Origin of the sequence: Streptomyces otsuchiensis (genome assembly GCF_004305975.1) — a bacterium.
GTDB classification, from domain to species: domain Bacteria; phylum Actinomycetota; class Actinomycetes; order Streptomycetales; family Streptomycetaceae; genus Streptomyces; species Streptomyces otsuchiensis.
Map to the genome: position 1 here is coordinate 1 of NZ_BHZI01000112.1, position 18,370 is coordinate 18,370.

The window sequence follows — 18,370 nt, forward strand, 5'->3', positions numbered from 1 at the left end:
CGAACCCGGAAGCTAAGCCTTTCAGCGCCGATGGTACTGCACGGGGGACCGTGTGGGAGAGTAGGTCGCCGCCGAACAAATGCCCCAATAGCTCAGTCGGCAGAGCGTCTCCATGGTAAGGAGAAGGTCAACGGTTCGATTCCGTTTTGGGGCTCAGAACATGAAAAAGGGCTCCCACCTCGTCGAGGTGGGAGCCCTTTTTTGCGTTGCCGGAAACAGAGTCCGGAGGCGTCGGCCGGCTGGTTGCCCGCGAACGGTCAGTAGTACCCGGTGCGTTCATCGAGCAGTTCGCGGATGGCGTCGGCGTGGCCGGCGTGCCGGGCGGTCTCCTCGATCATGTGCAGCATCATCCAGCGCAAGCTGCCTGACGCGGCCTCGAAGTCCGGATGCCGGCCCACCTGATCGAGCGAACTGGCGGCGATGACTCCGTCGGATATCGCGCACTGTTCCGTGTACTCGGCAAGCAGCCGGGACAGGGGGATGCCGGCGGCCCGCATGTCAGCGTCCTCCGGTTCCTCCTGGAAGAAGGGTCCGGTGGCGGGCCGGCCCAGCAGCATCACCTCGAACCACATGTGCTCCACCCACCGCAGATGGAGGACCAGCCCGGCCATCGTCATCAGCGGGGAGGCCGGCAGCACCGGGCGGTGGGCGTCCGCCTCCGAGAGGCCCTCGCACTTCCAGTGGATGATCGCTCTCTGCATCGAGAGCCAGCCGGTCAGCTGCGTGCGTTCGTCGGCGCGATAGGGCGGACGGATGCGCGAAGGAATGGTCATGCCCTGGGACGCTACCCGCAGGGCTTTCCCGTCCGCACCGGATTTCTCCGCGGTGCGGTGCCTCAGGTGGCCTGCCCGCTTATTCCTCCATGCGCAGGGCCAGGATCGCCATGTCGTCGGAGGGGGAGTCGGAGGCGAAGCGTTCCACGGCGCGCAGCACCCTGGCGGCGACCGCTCCCGCGGTCAGCCCGGTGGAGGTGGCGAGGACGTCGGCCAGGCCGTCGTCCCCGAGCATCCTGGTGCCCTCGCGGCGCTCGGTCACTCCGTCGGTGACGCAGAGCAGCACGTCGCCCGGTTCCAGGGTGAAGCTCTGCTCGTACAGCTCCAGGTCGTCCATCACACCGAGCAGCGGCTGTGGTTCGGCGGCCGGGGTCACCGTGCCGTCCTGCTTCAGCCGCAGGGGCAGCGGGTGGCCCGCACAGACCATGCGCAGCTCGGCGCCGCCGCCGGGCCGAGGCCACAGCTCGCCGTAGAGCAGGGTCAGGAAGCGGGCGCGTGAACCCTCGTCGAGGATGGCGGCGTTGAGGCGTTCCAGCACGGCGGGACCACTGAGCCCCTCCCGGGCGAGCAGCCGCAGGGCGTGCCGGGCGAGGCCGGTCACGGCGGCTGCCAGCGGGCCGGTGCCGCACACGTCGCCGATGGCGAACCCGTAGGCGCCCTCGCGGATGGGGAAGATGTCGTAGAAGTCACCGCCGACCTCGTTGCCCTCACCGGCGGCGCGGTAGATGACCTCGAAGTCCACCCCCTCGATCTCGGGCAGCTGGGGCGGCAGCAGGCTGCGCTGCAACGACTGGCTGATGGCGGTGCGTTCGCTGTAGAGACGCGCGTTGTCCAGGGCCAGGGCCGCCCGGCGGGAGAGGTCACCGGCCAGTTCCAGCGTCTCCTGCCGGAACCGCTCGTCGGCCGATCGGCCGAGGGCGAGCAGCCCGATGACGCGGTTGCGCGCCAGCAGAGGCAGCACCACGGTCTCGCCGCCCACCGCGGAGGCGGTGGCCAGGCTGGTCCCCGGGGCGTTGCCCCGGTGCAGGTCGCCGAGGGCCAAGCGGCGCAGCGAGGAGCGCAGCGCGGTGTCGTGGGCGGCGTCCGCCGGGGCCGTCCACTGGCTCACGCCGCGGGTCATGTCGGGGTCCGGCGGCGGGACCCGGTCCAGCAGCGCCTTGATGCCGTCGATGCGGTCCTCGTCCTCGTGCAGGACGTAGGCCAGTTCGGGGTCGGAGCCGGCTTCGGGAATGGTGTAGACGGCGCACCAGGTGGCGAGGGTGGGGACCGTCATCTGGGCCATCAGCGCCAGGGTCTGGTCGCGGTCCAGGGTGCCCGCCAGCAGTTCGGACGCCTCCACCAGGAAGGAGAGCGAGCCGCGGCGCAGCCGTTCCAGCTCGGTCAGCCGGGCGGACTCGACGGCCAGCGCGATCCGGTCGGCGGCGAACTGCAGCCGCAGCGCCTCCTCGTTGGTGTACCGGCCGGGTGTCTCCGAGGCGACGCCGAGTGATCCGGTGAGGCGGCCCTCCACCTTGAGCGGGACGGTCACCACCGCGTGCATGCCGGTACCGGACAGCAGCGGTACCGCACCGGGCTGTTCGGCGAGGTCGCCGTGGACCGAGGGCATGCGGGCGGAGCCGTAGCGACCGCCGCCGGTCTCGACGACGACGCGGGCGAAGCGCTGCCGGGTCGAGGAGAGCCCGGTCGAGGCGCGTACCTCCAGCTCCGTCTCGTCGTCGGTGGCGAGCAGGAGGAACGCGGCGTCGCCGTCGAGCATGTCGCGGGCTCGCTCCACGATGCGCTGGAGCAGTCCGTCGAGGTCGTCGGGGGCGGGCGTTCCGATGAGGGCGTCGAGTGTCTCGCCGGACTGCTCGTGCTCACCGGGCGCGTTGGGCCGGGTGTGGCTCTGGAGGACGGCGCGTTCGTGCTCCAGGACGAGCAGGCAGACCGTGGAGGGCTCGCCCTGCGCGTCGCGGACGCGCAGGTGGGTGGCGTAGACGGGGAGCGTGCGGCCGTCGGCGGCACGCAGGCCGTAGCTGCCCTCCCAGCGGGAGAGTGCCAGGGCCTCGGCGATGCCGGTCCCCGTCCCGGGGGTGTGCGGCCAGGCGGCGATGTCGCTCAGTGGCTTGCCGACGACCTGCTCCGGGGGATAGCCGAAGAGGTCGTTCGCGTCGCTGTTCCAGGCGGTGACGGTCTGGGAGCCGTCCACCTGGACCACGGCGACGCGGACCCGGGGGTCGCTGAGGGGCAGTTTGTCGTCGGTGACGACGGGGCCTGCGGAGCGGGTGCCCACGGGCAGGGCGGGCTCGTCCAGACGGAACCACACCCGCTTGTCCGACGTGGTGTACTCCACACCCCAGCGGGAGGAGAGTGCCGCGCAGAGCATCAGCCCGCGCCCGCCCTCGCTGTCGGTGTCGACGGTGCCGCGGCGTACCTGGGCGAACGGGAGTTCCCGTTCCGGGTGGCGGTCGATGATCTCGACGCGCAGCCCGGTGCCGTCCCGGAGGCACCTGACCTCCGCGGTGGTGCCCGCGTGTACGACGGCGTTGGTGACCAGTTCGCTGGTGAGCACGACGGCGTCGTCGATGAGGTCGTCCAGCCCCCAGCCCTGCAGGGTGTCCCGGACGAATCCGCGCGCGGCCGCGACGGACCGGCCGACCGGTTCGAAGGTGGCCGCAGCTCGCGCGGTGATCACTTCTCTCCCCCAAGGGTTCTCGTGGGCGGACCGCCGTGGACATACGAAGGCTAGGTTACTGAGGTCCGCCGTGGTCGCGGACGCCGCATCCGGTGAATTCCCCCGGACCGGGAGATCCCTGGCATGCGATGCCGCCGAACTGTTATCGCCCGGTTGAGGTGGGGTGAAACACTGGGGAGGCTCGCAGCGAAGAGCTGGGCAGAGTCGGTCGAAACCGCGGGAGGGACATAGTGGTGTCAGACGGAGGAGAGGTACGCCCCGACACGCGGGGGCGCCGCGGCGGTTCCCGGGGGAGCGGCACGGTGGAAGTGGACGCCGCCTCCCTGAACCGTCTGCTCTCCGCGCTGGTCTCCATGCGGGAGGGAAACTTCCGGCGACGGCTGACGGTCGCCGGTGACGGTCCGATGGCGGAGATCGCGGCGGTCTACAACGACGTCGCGGATCGCAACGTCCACCTGACCGGCCAGCTGTCGCGGGTGCGCAGGGTCGTCGGCCGGGAGGGGAAACTCACCGAGCGGCTGGACGCCGGTGCCTGTGAGGGTGCGTGGGCGAAGGCGATCGAGGACGCCAACGACCTCGTCGAGGACCTCGGGCGGCCCGTCGCGGAGGTGGGCCGGGTACTCAGCGCCGTCGCCGAGGGCGATCTGGAGCAGCGCATGGACCTGCGCGCCCAGACCGACGCCGGGACGGACCGGCCGCTGCGCGGCGAGTTCCTCCGGGTCGGCCGCACCGTCAACGGGCTGGTGGACCAGCTGTCGGCGTTCACCGACGAGGTGACGCGCGTCGCACTGGAGGTCGGTACCGAGGGCAATCTCGGCGGTCAGGCCAAGATGCGGGGCGTCTCGGGTTCCTGGAAGGACCTCACCGACTCGCTCAACACCATGGCGTACCGGCTGACCGCGCAGGTGCGGGACATCTCACGTGTCACCACGGCGGTCGCCCACGGTGACCTGACGCAGAAGGTCACGGTCCATGTCGCGGGCGAGATGCTCGGGCTGAAGGAAACCGTGAACACCATGGTGGACCAGCTCTCCTCGTTCCAGTCCGAGGTGACGCGCGTCGCACGCGAGGTGGGCACCGAGGGGCAGCTGGGCGGCCAGGCCCGTGTCGACGGCGTGGCGGGTGTGTGGAAGGACCTCACCGACTCGGTCAACCTGATGGCGGGGAACCTGACCGCGCAGGTCCGGGAGATCGCGCAGGTCACCACGGCGGTGGCCAACGGTGACCTGTCGCAGACGATCACGGTGACGGCGCGCGGGGAGATCGCGCAGCTGGCCGAGACGATCAACGCGATGACGGAGACGCTGCGCACCTTCGCCGACGAGGTGACGCGGACCGCGAGCGAGATCGGCACCGAGGGCAAGCTGGGCGGTCAGGCCTACGTCCAGGGCGTGGCGGGCACCTGGAAGGACCTCACGGACTCGGTGAACACCGCGTTCCGCGACCTGACGGCCCAGGTGCGGGACATCGCGACGGTGACGACCGCGGTGGCCAACGGTGACCTGACGCAGAAGGTCACCGTGGACGTCGCGGGCGAGATGCTCGAACTCAAGAACACCGTCAACACGATGGTGGACCAGCTCTCCTCCTTCCAGTTCGAGGTCACCCGGGTGGCCCGGGAGATCGGGGACGAGGGCGCTCTGGGCGGTCACGCCTCCGTGCACGGCGTGGCCGGCGCGTGGAAGGACCTCACGGACTCGGTGAACACCGCGTTCCGGAACCTGACGGCCCAGGTGCGGGACATCGCCACGGTGACCACGGCCGTGGCCAACGGTGACCTGACGCAGAAGGTCGTCGTCGATGTCGCGGGCGAGATGCTCGACCTGAAGAACACCGTGAACACCATGGTCGACCAGTTGTCGTCCTTCGCGGACCAGGTGACCCAGGTCGCCACCGAGGTGGGTACCGAGGGCCGCCTCGGCGGTCAGGCGCACGTGGACGGCGTGGCCGGGGTCTGGAAGGGCCTGACCGACTCGGTGAACTCGATGGCCTCCAACCTGACCGGTCAGGTGCGAGGGATCGCCCAGGTCACGACGGCGGTCGCGCAGGGCGACCTGTCGCAGAAGATCACGGTCGACGCCCGGGGCGAGATCCTGGAGGTCAAGAACACCATCAACACGATGGTGGACCAGCTGTCGTCCTTCGCGGAGCAGGTGACGCGGGTGGCGCTGGAGGTGGGCACCGAGGGCCGCCTCGGGGGCCAGGCGCAGGTGCCCGGAGTGGCCGGTGTGTGGCGCGACCTCACCGACTCCGTCAACGGCATGGCGTCCAACCTGACGGACCAGGTGCGCGGTATCGCCCAGGTCGCCACGGCGGTGGCCCGCGGTGACCTCTCGCAGAAGATCACGGTCGACGCGCAGGGCGAGATCCTGGAGGTCAAGAACACCATCAACACGATGGTGGACAACCTGTCGTCCTTCGCCGAGGAGGTCACCCGGGTCGCCCGCGAGGTCGGTACCGAGGGCCGGCTGGGTGGGCAGGCCGAGGTGCGGGGTGTGGCCGGTACCTGGAAGGACCTCACCCAGTCGGTGAACGGCATGGCGAACAACCTCACCGCGCAGGTGCGGAGCATCGCCGAGGTCACCACCGCCGTCGCCAAGGGCGACCTCACCAAGAAGATCATCGTGGACGCGCAGGGCGAGATCCTGGCGCTGGTCACCACGGTCAACACGATGGTGGACCAGCTGTCGTCCTTCGCCGACCAGGTGACGCGGGTGGCCCGCGAGGTGGGCACCGAGGGTCAGCTGGGCGGTCAGGCACAGGTGCGCGGGGTGTCGGGCATCTGGAAGGACCTGACCGACAACGTGAACCTGATGGCCCGCAACCTCACCGGGCAGGTCCGCAACATCTCCGGGGTCGCGACCGCGGTGGCCAACGGCGACCTCTCGAAGAAGGTGACCGTCGAGGCCTCCGGCGAGATCGCGCAGCTGGCCGACTCGGTGAACACGATGGTCACGACGCTGTCGTCGTTCGCGGAGCAGGTCACGCGGGTGGCGCGCGAGGTGGGAACCGAGGGCCGTCTCGGTGGGCAGGCCAACGTGCCGGGGGTCTCCGGTACCTGGAAGGACCTGACCGAGTCGGTGAACGGCATGGCCAACAACCTCACCGGCCAGGTCCGCAACATCGCCATGGTGACCACGGCCATCGCCCGCGGCGACCTGACCAAGAAGATGGACATCGACGCCCGTGGCGAGATCCTTGAGCTGAAGACGACCATCAACACGATGGTGGACCAGCTGTCGTCGTTCGCGGAGCAGGTCACCCGGGTCGCCCGGGAGGTGGGCACCGACGGCCAGCTGGGCGGACAGGCACGGGTGCGCGATGTGGCGGGTACCTGGAAGGAACTCACCGAGTCGGTGAACGAGATGGCGGGCAACCTGACCCGCCAGGTCCGCAACATCGCCCGGGTGGCGACCGCCGTGACCCGAGGCGACCACAGCGTCAAGATCGACGCGGAGGCCGCGGGCGAGATCCTGGTGCTCCAGGACAACATCAACACGATGATCCGCAACCTCCGTGAGACGACCCTCGCCAACAAGGAGCAGGACTGGCTCAAGGGCAACCTGGCGCGGATCTCCGGCCTGATGCAGGGGCGGCGCGACCTCACCGACGTCGCCAACCTGATCATGAGCGAGCTTGCTCCGGCGGTCTCCGCGCAGCACGGCGCCTTCTTCCTGGCGGCGCCGACCGGCCGGGACAGCGACGTCCTGGCCGGGGAGGGCGTGGACGGTGGCTACGAGCTGCGGCTGATCAGCTCCTACGGGTACGCCGCGGGCACCATGCCCACCATCTTCCGGCCGGGTGAGTCGCTGATCGGCACCGCGGCCGAGCAGCGCCGCGCGATCTTCTACGGGCACACCCCCGAGGGCTATCTGAAGATCTCCTCGGGCCTGGGTGAGGCGCAGCCGGCGCACGTGGTGGTGCTGCCGGTGCTGTTCGAGGACACCGTGCTCGGTGTGGTGGAGCTCGCCTCCTTCCAGCCGTTCACCCAGATCCAGCGGGACTTCCTCGGGCAGATGGCGGAGATGATCGCCACCAGCGTCAACACCATCGCGGTCAACACCCGCACCGAGGTGCTGCTGAGCCAGTCGCGGGAGCTGGCCGACCAGCTGGAGAAGCGCTCCGTCGAGCTGGAGCGCCAGCAGAAGGCGCTGCGGTCCTCCAACGCCGAGCTGAAGGACAAGGCCGACCAGCTCGCGTCGACCAACCGCGACATCGAGGTCAAGAACTCCGCGATCGAGCAGGCCCGGCAGGTGCTGGAGGAGCGCGCCGAGCAGCTCGCGGTCTCCATGCAGTACAAGTCGGAGTTCCTCGCCAACATGTCGCACGAGCTGCGCACCCCGCTCAACTCGCTGCTGATCCTGGCGAAGCTGCTGGCCGACAACACCGAGGGCAACCTCACCGCCAAGCAGGTCGAGTTCGCCGAGACCATCCACGGCGCCGGTTCCGACCTGCTGCAGCTGATCAACGACATCCTGGACCTCTCCAAGGTCGAGGCGGGCAAGATGGACGTCTCGCCCACCCGGATCGCGCTGGTGCAGCTGGTGGACTACGTCGAGGCGTCGGTGCGGCCGCTGACGGCGGAGAAGAACCTGGAGTTCTCGGTCCGGGTCTCGCCGGAGCTGCCGGCCACGTTGCACACCGACGAGCAGCGGCTGCTGCAGGTGCTCCGCAACCTGCTCTCCAACGCCGTGAAGTTCACCGAGACGGGGTCGGTCGAGCTGGTGATCCGCCCGGCGGGCACCGGTGTTCCGGAGGAGATCCGCCAGCACATGCTGGAGACCGGCGCGGTGCTGGACTCCTCCGCGCCGCTGGTGGCGTTCGCCGTGACCGACACCGGGATCGGGATCGCGCCCGGCAAGATGCGGGTGATCTTCGAGGCGTTCAAGCAGGCGGACGGCACCACCAGCCGGAAGTACGGCGGTACGGGTCTGGGCCTGTCCATCAGCAGGGAGATCGCGCGGCTGCTGGGCGGTGAGATCGACGCGGCGAGCGAGCCCGGCCGCGGCTCGACCTTCACCCTGTACCTCCCGCTGCAGCCCGCTGAGCTGCCGCCGCCCGGATACGGCGAGCTGGCCGCCGGTGCGCTGGCCATCGAGGCAGCCGACCGGGCGGAGGACCGGGTGGCCGCCGAGGGCCCCGCCGCCCTGCCCGCGCTGGAGGCCGGCCCGTCCGCCGGTGACGCGGGGGCCGTGGCCGGTGACCAGGCCACCGACCCGGGCGAGGACAGGGCATCGGAGACACCCGCCGGCGACGAGCAGCCGGCCTCCGACGAGGGTGAGGCGCCAGCCGGCGAGAGCGGTAGCCGGGCGGCGGAGACGGGCGGTGACGCCCGGACCACCGCCGCGGCGGCGGCGGAGGCCGCCGCGCAGCAGCTCACGGAACGGCGCCGCGACGCGGCCCCGGCGCGGGGGCGTGAGCCCGCTCGTCGTGAGCCCTCACGTCGGGAGGAGTCCACCGCCCGCCCCGAGGCCGGGTCCGGCCGCCGGATCGCCTTCCACCGTGAGAAGGTGCTGATCGTCGACGACGACGTGCGCAACGTCTTCGCCCTCACCAGCGTGCTGGAGCACTTCGGGCTGGTGGTGCTGTACGCGGAGAACGGTCGCGAGGGCATCGAGGTGCTGGAGTCGAACGAGGACATCGCGCTCGTCCTGATGGACATCATGATGCCGGAGATGGACGGGTACGCGACGACCTCGGCGATCCGGCGGATGCCGCAGTTCTCCGGTCTGCCGATCATCGCGCTCACCGCGAAGGCGATGAAGGGCGACCGGGAGAAGAGCATCGAGTCCGGAGCCTCCGACTACGTCACCAAGCCGGTCGACACGGACTACCTGCTGGAGGTCATGGACCGCTGGATGAACGGCGAATGAGCGCCACGCCCGGGGGAGTTCGACGGGAACCCCCCGGGCGCGGCGGACGTTGGCGAGTATGAGACAGTGACTTCTTCGTGACTGGGTGTGTCCGGCCGTCCACTGCGGCTACCATGTCCGGGACGACAAGATCGGTACGCGACGGCGTGACGCGCCGTCCTTCAGGGGCGGTGGCCAGCCATGCCGCCGGGGCGGAGGAGGACTGGCATGGTCCAGAAGGCCAAGATCCTTCTGGTCGACGACCGGCCGGAGAATCTCCTGGCGCTGGAGGCTATTCTCTCCGCGCTCGACCAGACGTTGGTGCGGGCGTCCTCGGGTGAGGACGCGCTGAAGGCGCTGCTCACCGACGACTTCGCCGTGATCCTGCTCGATGTGCAGATGCCGGGCATGGACGGGTTCGAGACGGCGGCGCACATCAAGCGCCGCGAGCGGACCCGTGACATCCCGATCATCTTCCTGACGGCCATCAACCACGGCCCGCACCACACCTTCCGCGGCTATGCGGCCGGTGCCGTCGACTACATCTCCAAGCCGTTCGACCCCTGGGTGCTGCGCGCCAAGGTCAGCGTCTTCGTCGACCTCTACGAGAAGAACCTCAAGCTGCGTGAGCAGGCGGCGTTGCTGCGCCGCGAACTGGACAACAACGGCACCGAGTCGCTGCCCGGTGCCATCGGCGGCACCCTGCTGCCGGAGCTCTCCGCCCGGCTCGCCGCGGTCGAGGAGCAGGCAGAGGCGCTCACCAAGGAGCTGGAGGAGACGGCGCACACCGCCGCCGTGTCCACAGCCGAGCACCTGGAGCGGAAGCTCGCCGCGCTGCGGCGGGCCCTGGACGCGCTGGAGCCCGGAGCGAGTGGCGGCGCGCCCGGGAAGCCGCCCGGCTGAAGCCGGATGCGAACCGGCGCGGGCACGACGCCCGTGCCGGTCTCCGGTGCCGTTCCGGCGCTCCGCATGGCCGCCCGGACAGCCGCGTCGCCGCCCGTCCGCCCTGCCACCGGCCACCCCGGGCCGTCGTGCCGGGCGATGCCGAAGGGCTGCCCCCGACACCGGTCACGGACGGGCGGACCGCCGCCCCGGTCTGCGGCCGGGCCCCGGTGGCCGGCTGACGGCCCGTCGGTCACGGCCATCCGTGCCCAGCGGGCAAGACACCGGTAACCTCACCCCCATGGCCTCACGTACGTCCGGCACCAGTCCCAGCAACGCGCGCGCCGGGCGCAGCGGCGGGGGAGCGGCGAAGCGCCCGGCAGCGAAGAAGTCCGCGTCCGCCAAGGGCGGGCGGAAGCCCGCGGCCAAGAAGCCGCCGCCGAGGCCGCCCCTGCTGCTGCGGGTCGTACGCCGGGTGTGGATGGGCATGGCGCTGCCGGTCGCCGCGCTGCTGCGCGGCATAGGGAAGGGTGCCAAGGGGCTGGACCCCGCGCATCGCAAGGACGGGCTGGCGCTGTTGCTGCTGGGGCTCGCCCTGGTCGCGGCGGCCGGCACCTGGTCCAACCTCCAGGGCCCGGTCGGTGACCTGGTGACGCTGCTGGTGACCGGCGCCCTGGGGCGGCTCGACCTCGTCTTCCCGCTGCTGCTGTTCTTCATGGCGGTGCGGCTGATCCGCCACCCCGAGAAGCAGGAGGCCAACGGACGGATCGTGATCGGCCTCACCGCCCTGGTGGCGGGTGTCCTGGGGCTGGTGCACATCGCGACCGGCGCGCCGGGGCGGGAGGACGGTGCCCAGGCACTGCAGGACGCCGGCGGGCTGCTCGGCTGGGGTACCTCCCGCCCGCTGATGTTCCTGGTGGGGGAGATGCTGGCTGTGGCGCTGCTGCTGCTGGTCACCGTCTTCGGGCTGCTGGTGGTCACCGCGACCCCGGTGAACGCCATTCCCCGGCGGCTGAAGGAGGCCGGGGTGCGGCTGGGCGTGCTGGACCCGCCCGGTAAGCCCGATGTCGACGAACTGGAGCACGAGCCGCCCGTCACGCGGGCGCCCCGCCCGCGCCGGCGCCCCTCGGCTGTGGCCGCGGCTCCCGCCGACGACCCGTGGGCGGAGGACGAAGCGGCCTACGAGGAGGAGGCGACGCCGGCCCGGCGAAGCCGCAAGGGCCGATCGCGTCGCGGTGGGCAGTCCGCCGACGACCCGGTGGACGTGGCGTCCGCGGCGGCCGCCGCGCTGGACGGAGCCGTCTCCCACGGGGTGCACCCCTCTCCGCTGGTGGCCGGGCTCAGCAGCCGCATCTCCATGCGCAAGGGCGACCCGGGCTCCGCGGAGCAGGTGCCGCTGGCCGGGAGCGGGCGGGGGAAGGGCGGTGTGCCCGACCTCACCCGGGCGGCGCCGGAGCCCGCCCAGGCGCTGCCGACACGGGCCGAACAGCTCCAGCTGGCGGGCGACATCACCTACTCGCTCCCGTCGCTGGACCTGCTGGAGCGCGGTGGTCCCGGACGGACGCGGAGCGCCGCGAACGACGCGGTCGTGGAGTCGCTGACCACGGTGTTCACCGAGTTCAAGGTGGACGCGTCGGTGACCGGCTTCACCCGGGGGCCGACCGTCACCCGCTACGAGGTCGAACTGGGCCCGGCGGTGAAGGTCGAGAAGATCACCGCGCTCACCAAGAACATCGCCTACGCGGTGGCCAGCCCCGACGTGCGGATCATCAGCCCGATCCCCGGCAAGTCCGCGGTGGGCATCGAGATCCCCAACAGCGACCGGGAGATGGTCAACCTCGGGGACGTGCTGCGGACCGCGGACGCGGTCGGGGACCAGCACCCGCTCATGGTGGGGCTCGGCAAGGACGTCGAGGGCGGCTACCAGCTCGCCAACCTCGCGCGGATGCCGCACCTGCTGGTCGCCGGTGCGACCGGCTCCGGCAAGTCCTCCAACATCAACTGCCTGATCACCTCGATCATGATGCGCGCCACGCCGGAGGACGTGCGGCTGGTGCTGGTCGACCCCAAGCGCGTCGAGCTGACCGCCTACGAGGGCATTCCGCATCTGATCACCCCGATCATCACCAACCCCAAGAAGGCCGCCGAGGCGCTGCAGTGGGTGGTCCGCGAGATGGACCTGCGCTACGACGACCTCGCGGCGTACGGCTACCGGCACATCGACGACTTCAACGCCGCCGTGCGCTCCGGCAAGGTGAAGACGGGTGAGGGCAGCGACCGTGAACTCGCTCCCTACCCCTATCTGCTGGTGATCGTCGACGAGCTGGCGGACCTGATGATGGTCGCTCCGCGCGATGTCGAGGACGCGATCGTCCGGATCACCCAGCTGGCCCGCGCCGCCGGCATCCACCTGGTGCTGGCCACCCAGCGGCCCAGCGTGGACGTGGTCACGGGTCTGATCAAGGCCAACGTGCCCTCCCGGCTGGCGTTCGCGACCTCCTCGCTGGCCGACAGCCGTGTGATCCTCGACCAGCCGGGCGCCGAGAAGCTGATCGGCAAGGGCGACGGCCTGTTCCTGCCGATGGGCGCCAACAAGCCGGTGCGGATGCAGGGCGCGTTCGTGACCGAGGACGAGGTCGCCGGGATCGTCGCGCACTGCAAGGCGCAGATGGAGCCCGTCTTCCGTGAAGACGTGGTCGTGGGCAAGGGGCAGAAGAAGGAGATCGACGAGGAGATCGGGGACGATCTCGATCTGCTGTGCCAGGCAGCGGAGTTGGTGGTGTCCACCCAGTTCGGTTCGACCTCCATGCTGCAGCGCAAGCTGCGGGTCGGCTTCGCGAAGGCGGGCCGGCTGATGGACCTGATGGAGTCGCGCGGTGTGGTCGGCCCCAGCGAGGGGTCCAAGGCGCGTGACGTGCTGGTCAAGCCGGACGAACTGGATGGAGTGCTCGCGGTGATTCGAGGGGAGACTCCTTCCTAGGGACGCGTGTTCGGCCTCCATGGCCGTTCCCCCGGTGGACCCGGCGCGTCACGGCGGTGACGGCCCCGCCGCGGCGGGATGTCATCTCTGTGCGCCCGCCGCGTGGGCGCGGGGGTGACGCACGGGGCGGACACCGGGTGAGTGCGGGTCGTTCACCCGGCCCGGCTGTCCCGCATGTCACCCGGCCCCCTAGAATTGAGCGCACAGCACGTGGCCTTCACGCTCGAAAGGCGTCTCCGTGTCCAACGGCAACTCCTCGGCCAAGGACCGGCCTTCAGTCGGTCGCACCATCCAGCAGGCGCGCATCGCCGCCAAGCTCACCGTCGACGAGGTCAGCGCTACCACCCGCGTGCGCATCCCGATCGTCCAGGCGATCGAGGACGACGACTACTCGCGCTGCGGCGGTGACGTCTACGCGCGCGGTCACATCCGCACGCTCGCGCGCGCCGTCGGGCTCGACCCGTCCGAACTCATCACCCGGTACAACGAGGACCGCGGCGAGATGCCGCTCCCCGAGGTGGCCGGCCCGGTGTTCGAGGCGGAGCGAATCCGTCCCGAGCCGCGCCGCCCCAACTGGACCGCCGCGATGGTCGCCGCGATCGTCGCGGTGGGCGGCTTCGTCGGCTTCACCTTCGTGAGCGGGGGTGACGATGGCCCCCGGGACGTCGCGGAGGCCGGCGAGTCGCCCGACGCCGAGCAGAGCCCCGCCCCGGACGAGCCCGGGGAGACGGAGAACACCGACGACGACAAGGGCGGCGACGCCGGAGGCGAGCCCGATCCCTCCGACAGTGCCATCGCCGGCGCCCCGGCCGACAAGGTGACGATGAAGGTCGTGGCCACCGGCACCAGCTGGATCATGGTGACCGACGGCAACGGCCAGCAGCTGTTCCAGGGCACCCTGGAGGACGGCGACTCCGAGACGTTCACCGACGACGACCAGCTGGACCTGGTCACCGGCAACGCCGGTGCCGTCGAGCTGTACGTCAACGGCAAGCACCTCACGGAGATCGGCAGCCCCGGCGCCGTCAGCCGGCTGAGCTTCACCCCGGGCGAGCCCGAACTGGGCTGACGGGCCTGACCAGCCGCTACCACCGTCCCGGGCCGAGGCGGTCCCCGGGACGAAGTACGCTGAGACCATGTCTGAACGCCGCACCGTCGCCCTTGTCACTCTTGGCTGCGCCCGTAACGAGGTGGACTCCGAAGAGCTGGCGGGGCGGCTCGCCGCTGACGGCTGGGACCTCGTCGAGGAGGCAGCCGACGCGGACGTCGCCGTCGTGAACACCTGTGGCTTCGTCGAGGCCGCCAAGAAGGACTCGGTCGACGCGCTGCTGGAGGCCAACGACCTCAAGGGGTCCGACGACGGCCGCACCCAGGCCGTCGTCGCCGTCGGCTGCATGGCGGAGCGGTACGGCAAGGAGCTGGCGGAGGCCCTGCCGGAGGCCGACGGGGTGCTCGGCTTCGACGACTACGCCGACATCTCCGACCGGCTGCGCACCATCCTCTCCGGCGGGGTGCACGCCTCCCACACGCCCCGGGACCGCCGGAAGCTGCTGCCCATCTCCCCGGCCGAGCGCCAGGACCAGGCCGACGCCGTCGCGGTGCCCGGCCACGGCGCCCCCAGCGACCTCCCGGAGGGACTGGCGCCCGTCTCCGGACCGCGCCCGCCGCTTCGCCGCCGCCTGGACTCCAGCCCGGTGGCGTCGGTCAAGCTCGCCTCCGGTTGCGACCGGCGCTGCAGCTTCTGCGCGATCCCGACCTTCCGCGGTTCGTTCATCTCCCGTCGTCCCTCGGACGTGCTGAACGAGGCACGCTGGCTCGCCGGTGAGGGCGTCTCGGAGATCATGCTGGTCTCCGAGAACAACACCTCCTACGGCAAGGACCTCGGCGACATCCGGCTGCTGGAGTCGCTGCTGCCCGAGCTGGCCGCGGTGGACGGTCTGGAGCGGGTGCGGGTCAGCTACCTGCAGCCCGCCGAGATGCGGCCGGGCCTCATCGACGTGCTGACCGGAACCGAGAAGGTCGCGCCCTACTTCGACCTCTCCTTCCAGCACTCGGCCCCCGGCGTGCTGCGGGCCATGCGCCGCTTCGGCGACACCGACCGCTTCCTCGAACTCCTCGACGCCATCCGGGCCAAGGCCCCACAGGCCGGTGTGCGCTCGAACTTCATCGTCGGCTTCCCCGGCGAGACCGAGTCCGACGTCGAGGAGCTGGAACGGTTCCTCGACGGCGCCCGGCTCGACGCCATCGGCATCTTCGGCTACTCCGACGAGGACGGCACGGAGGCCGCCGGGTACGACGCGAAGAACGCGCCCGAGGTGGTCGCCGAGCGGGTCGAGCGCGTCACCAGGCTGGCCGAGGAGCTCACCGCGCAGCGCGCGGAGGAGCGTGTCGGCGAGCATGCCCGGATCCTGATCGAGGCCATCGACCCCGAGGGAGGCCCGGACGGCGAGCCGGTCGCCATCGGGCGCGGCGCCCACCAGGCGCCGGAGACGGACGGCCAGGTCATGCTGACGCTCCCCGAGGACGCCGAGGACGAGACGGGCGGTTACCGCGTCGGCCAGTACGTCGACGCGGAGATCGTCGACACCGAGGGCGTGGACCTGGTCGCCGTGGCCCGTACGCCGGTCGCCGCGGGCGGATCCGCCGCCGCGGGGGTACGCGGATGACGGGCGCCTCGGCGGTTCCCGCGGCGGGCGGCGGCGCGCAGCCGCGGGCCGGCCACGGTACCGGTGGGTGTCCCGGCGGGCCGGCCGCTTCGCCCGGTGTACCGGCGTTCGCCCCGGAGGAGCTGCCCCAGGCGGGGCTGTGGAACATCGCCAACCTGCTGACCATGATGCGGCTGGCGCTGGTGCCGGGCTTCGTGGCGCTGATGTTCACCGACGGCGGAGACGACCCGGCCTGGCGCTCGCTGGCGTGGGCGGCGTTCACCGTCGCCATGATCACCGACCTGTTCGACGGCGAGATCGCGCGGCGCCGGGGCCTGGTCACCGACTTCGGGAAGATCGCCGACCCCATCGCCGACAAGGCGATCATGGGGTCGGCGCTGCTGTGTCTGTCGCTGCTGGGCGAGCTGCCCTGGTGGGTGACGGGTGTGATCCTCGCCCGTGAGCTCGGTGTGACGCTGATCCGGTTCTGGGTGATCCGCTTCGGCGTCATCCCCGCGAGCCGGGGCGGCAAGGCGAAGACGCTCGCGCAGGGAATCGCCGTCGGCATGTACATCCTGGCTCTCACCGGGCCGCTGGCCACGTTGCGGTGGTGGGTGATGGCCGTTGCCGTCGTGCTCACCATCGCCACCGGGCTGGACTACGTCCGCCAGGCCGTGCGGCTGCGCAGGGCCGGCCGCGCACGGGAGCGCGGCGAGGCGTGAGGGGCCCGGCGATGGGTGGAGCGGCGGCGGGCGGCCCGGCGACGGGCGCGGGTGCGGGGCGCGGTGGCGCGGCGACGGGTGCGGGGCGCGGCGGCGCGCTGTCGCCGACCGGTCCGCTGCTGGAGCTGCTGACCTCCCGGGGGGAGACGGTCGCGGTCGCGGAGTCCCTGACCGGCGGGCTGGTGGCCGCCGCCCTGACCGACGTGCCGGGTGCCTCCCTGGCGTTCCGCGGTTCGGTCACCGCCTACGCCACCGACGTCAAACGGGATCTCCTCGGTGTGGACGCGGAGCTGCTGGCCGAGCGGGGTGCGGTCGCGGCCGAGGTCGCCCGGCAGCTCGCCACCGGTGTCCGTGACCTGCTGGGCGCCGACTGGGGACTGGCCACCACCGGCGTCGCCGGCCCGGCGCCGCAGGACGGGCAGCCGGTCGGCACCGTGTTCGTCGCGGTCGCGCCCCCCGGCGCGAGCCGCGCGGTCGCGCAACGACTGGAGGCGACGGGGGACCGGGCCGATATTCGCGCACAGAGCGTCAACGCAGCGTTGACCGCTTTGCGCGTGGCGCTGATCGAGGCCGCTGTCACCCCGGGCGATGCGCCCACGGTGTCCGACTCGTCCGAACCATCCTGATCGCGCATCGTTCGTTCGGGTGAATGCTGGCGTGTCGCGGTGAGTGTACGGTGGGAGGGCCCGTGCGGTCAGGCAGTTGGGGGAACCGGACCGCACCATGCGCCTTCAGCGAACACGACGGGCTTCCCGTCGCGCCTGGAGTTCGAGGCGGTACGGTGGGGCATGAAGGTAGCGAGGCCAACGGTCCGAGGAGGGAGCCACCGATGATCCTGCTCCGTCGCCTGCTGGGTGACGTGCTGCGTCGGCAGCGCCAACGTCAGGGCCGCACTCTGCGTGAAGTCTCCTCGTCCGCCCGGGTCTCACTCGGCTACCTCTCAGAGGTGGAGCGCGGTCAGAAGGAAGCCTCCTCGGAGCTGCTGGCCGCGATCTGCGACGCGCTGGACGTGCGGATGTCCGAGCTGATGAGGGAGGTCAGCGACGACCTGGCCCTCGCCGAGCTCGCCCAGTCCGCCGCGAGCGACACGGTGCCGTCGCCGATGCGCCCCATGCTCAACCCCATCCGGGTCACGTCGGTCACCGGCCGCCCGGAGGAACGCGTCACCATCAAGGCGCCGACGGAGGCCGTGGACGTCTTCGCCGCCTGACGGCGCACCGTCCCACCCCGATCAGCCCGTGGATGAGGGGCCGCACCACTCGGTGGTGCGGCCCCTCATCCGTGCGCCGGGACCCCGGTGCCCGGAAGGCCTCCGGCGCCTCGGAACGCCTCCCGCGCCACGGGATGGCTCACGGCCGCAGGCGCAGCCCGCGCGGCGTCGCGTGGAACCCCGCCTCCTCCAGCATCCCGGACCACACCGCCTCGCCGAGGACCGGCGCACCGTTGACGCGTTCCACCGTCACGGTGCCGAGCACGCCCTGCCGGGCGGCCGCGGCCAGCTCCGTGAAGGCCGGCGTCAGCGATCCGCCGTCGTCGTCACCCTCCTCGGGCCAGGCCAGCACGGTCCTGCCTCCACGTTCCACGTACACCGCGAGCCGCCCGCCGACCAGGACCACCAGTGCCCCGGCCTTCCGGCCCGGCTTCTGGGTGACCCCGCCGGGCGGTTCCGGCCACGGCAGGGCGGCGCCGTAGGCGTTCGCCGGGTCCGCCGCCGCCAGCAGTACCGCGTCCGCTCCGGCCCGGTCGGTGCCGCGCTCCCGCGCGGTGTTCACCGACCGCAGCCGGTCGACGGCGCCCTCCACCGCGAACTGGGCCGCCCCCAGCCCCTCCACCACGTAGCCC

General features: G+C 71.4%; 11 protein-coding genes, 1 tRNA gene and 1 rRNA gene. 10 read left to right on the forward strand and 3 right to left on the reverse strand.

Annotated features, from left to right (window positions below):
- Both rrf and E0D90_RS12760 read left to right on the forward strand, forming a co-directional pair.
- Positions 1–77, forward strand: a 5S ribosomal RNA gene (rrf, locus tag E0D90_RS12755); the annotation flags it as partial.
- Positions 78–81: 4 nt separating this feature from the next.
- A tRNA-Thr gene (locus tag E0D90_RS12760) sits at positions 82–154 on the forward strand.
- 103 nt (positions 155–257) lie between these two features.
- On the opposite strand, the gene E0D90_RS12765 is transcribed toward E0D90_RS12760, so the two are convergent.
- Together E0D90_RS12765 and E0D90_RS12770 are read right to left on the reverse strand one after the other, a co-directional pair.
- On the reverse strand, positions 258–773 hold the full coding sequence (locus E0D90_RS12765) for a DinB family protein (protein WP_103501352.1): 516 nt from the start codon (positions 771–773) through the stop codon (positions 258–260).
- A gap of 79 nt (positions 774–852) precedes the next feature.
- Positions 853–3,447 (reverse strand): SpoIIE family protein phosphatase, encoded by a 2,595-nt coding sequence (locus E0D90_RS12770; protein ID WP_130798113.1) that lies wholly within the window; start codon positions 3,445–3,447, stop codon positions 853–855.
- 308 nt (positions 3,448–3,755) lie between these two features.
- On the opposite strand from E0D90_RS12770, the gene E0D90_RS12775 reads away from it, so the two are divergent.
- From E0D90_RS12775 to E0D90_RS12815, 8 genes are all read left to right on the forward strand, one after another.
- On the forward strand, positions 3,756–9,320 hold the full coding sequence (locus E0D90_RS12775; protein ID WP_174856188.1) for a HAMP domain-containing protein: 5,565 nt from the start codon (positions 3,756–3,758) through the stop codon (positions 9,318–9,320).
- A 207-nt stretch (positions 9,321–9,527) separates the two neighbouring features.
- Positions 9,528–10,202, forward strand: a complete 675-nt coding sequence (locus E0D90_RS12785) for a response regulator (protein WP_130798115.1) — start codon at positions 9,528–9,530, stop codon at positions 10,200–10,202.
- A 280-nt stretch (positions 10,203–10,482) separates the two neighbouring features.
- Entirely contained in the window at positions 10,483–13,161 is a 2,679-nt protein-coding gene (locus tag E0D90_RS12790) for a DNA translocase FtsK (RefSeq protein ID WP_130798117.1), read from the forward strand.
- Between the two features lie 238 nt (positions 13,162–13,399).
- Positions 13,400–14,230, forward strand: a complete 831-nt coding sequence (locus E0D90_RS12795; RefSeq protein WP_130798119.1) for a helix-turn-helix domain-containing protein — start codon at positions 13,400–13,402, stop codon at positions 14,228–14,230.
- 67 nt (positions 14,231–14,297) lie between these two features.
- Positions 14,298–15,827: a 30S ribosomal protein S12 methylthiotransferase RimO gene (gene rimO, locus E0D90_RS12800; RefSeq protein ID WP_103503029.1), complete on the forward strand. Its 1,530-nt coding sequence runs from the start codon at positions 14,298–14,300 to the stop codon at positions 15,825–15,827.
- Positions 15,824–16,528, forward strand: a complete 705-nt coding sequence (gene pgsA, locus E0D90_RS12805; RefSeq protein WP_103503028.1) for a CDP-diacylglycerol--glycerol-3-phosphate 3-phosphatidyltransferase — start codon at positions 15,824–15,826, stop codon at positions 16,526–16,528. Before rimO ends, pgsA begins: the two co-directional genes overlap by 4 nt.
- Before the next feature lie 98 nt (positions 16,529–16,626).
- On the forward strand, positions 16,627–17,154 hold the full coding sequence (locus E0D90_RS12810) for a CinA family protein (RefSeq protein WP_227870181.1): 528 nt from the start codon (positions 16,627–16,629) through the stop codon (positions 17,152–17,154).
- A 203-nt stretch (positions 17,155–17,357) separates the two neighbouring features.
- On the forward strand, positions 17,358–17,738 hold the full coding sequence (locus E0D90_RS12815; protein ID WP_103501134.1) for a helix-turn-helix domain-containing protein: 381 nt from the start codon (positions 17,358–17,360) through the stop codon (positions 17,736–17,738).
- A 139-nt stretch (positions 17,739–17,877) separates the two neighbouring features.
- On the opposite strand, the gene E0D90_RS12820 is transcribed toward E0D90_RS12815, so the two are convergent.
- On the reverse strand, positions 17,878–18,370 hold a 493-nt coding region (locus E0D90_RS12820; protein ID WP_438827394.1), incomplete at its 5' end, for an Lhr family helicase.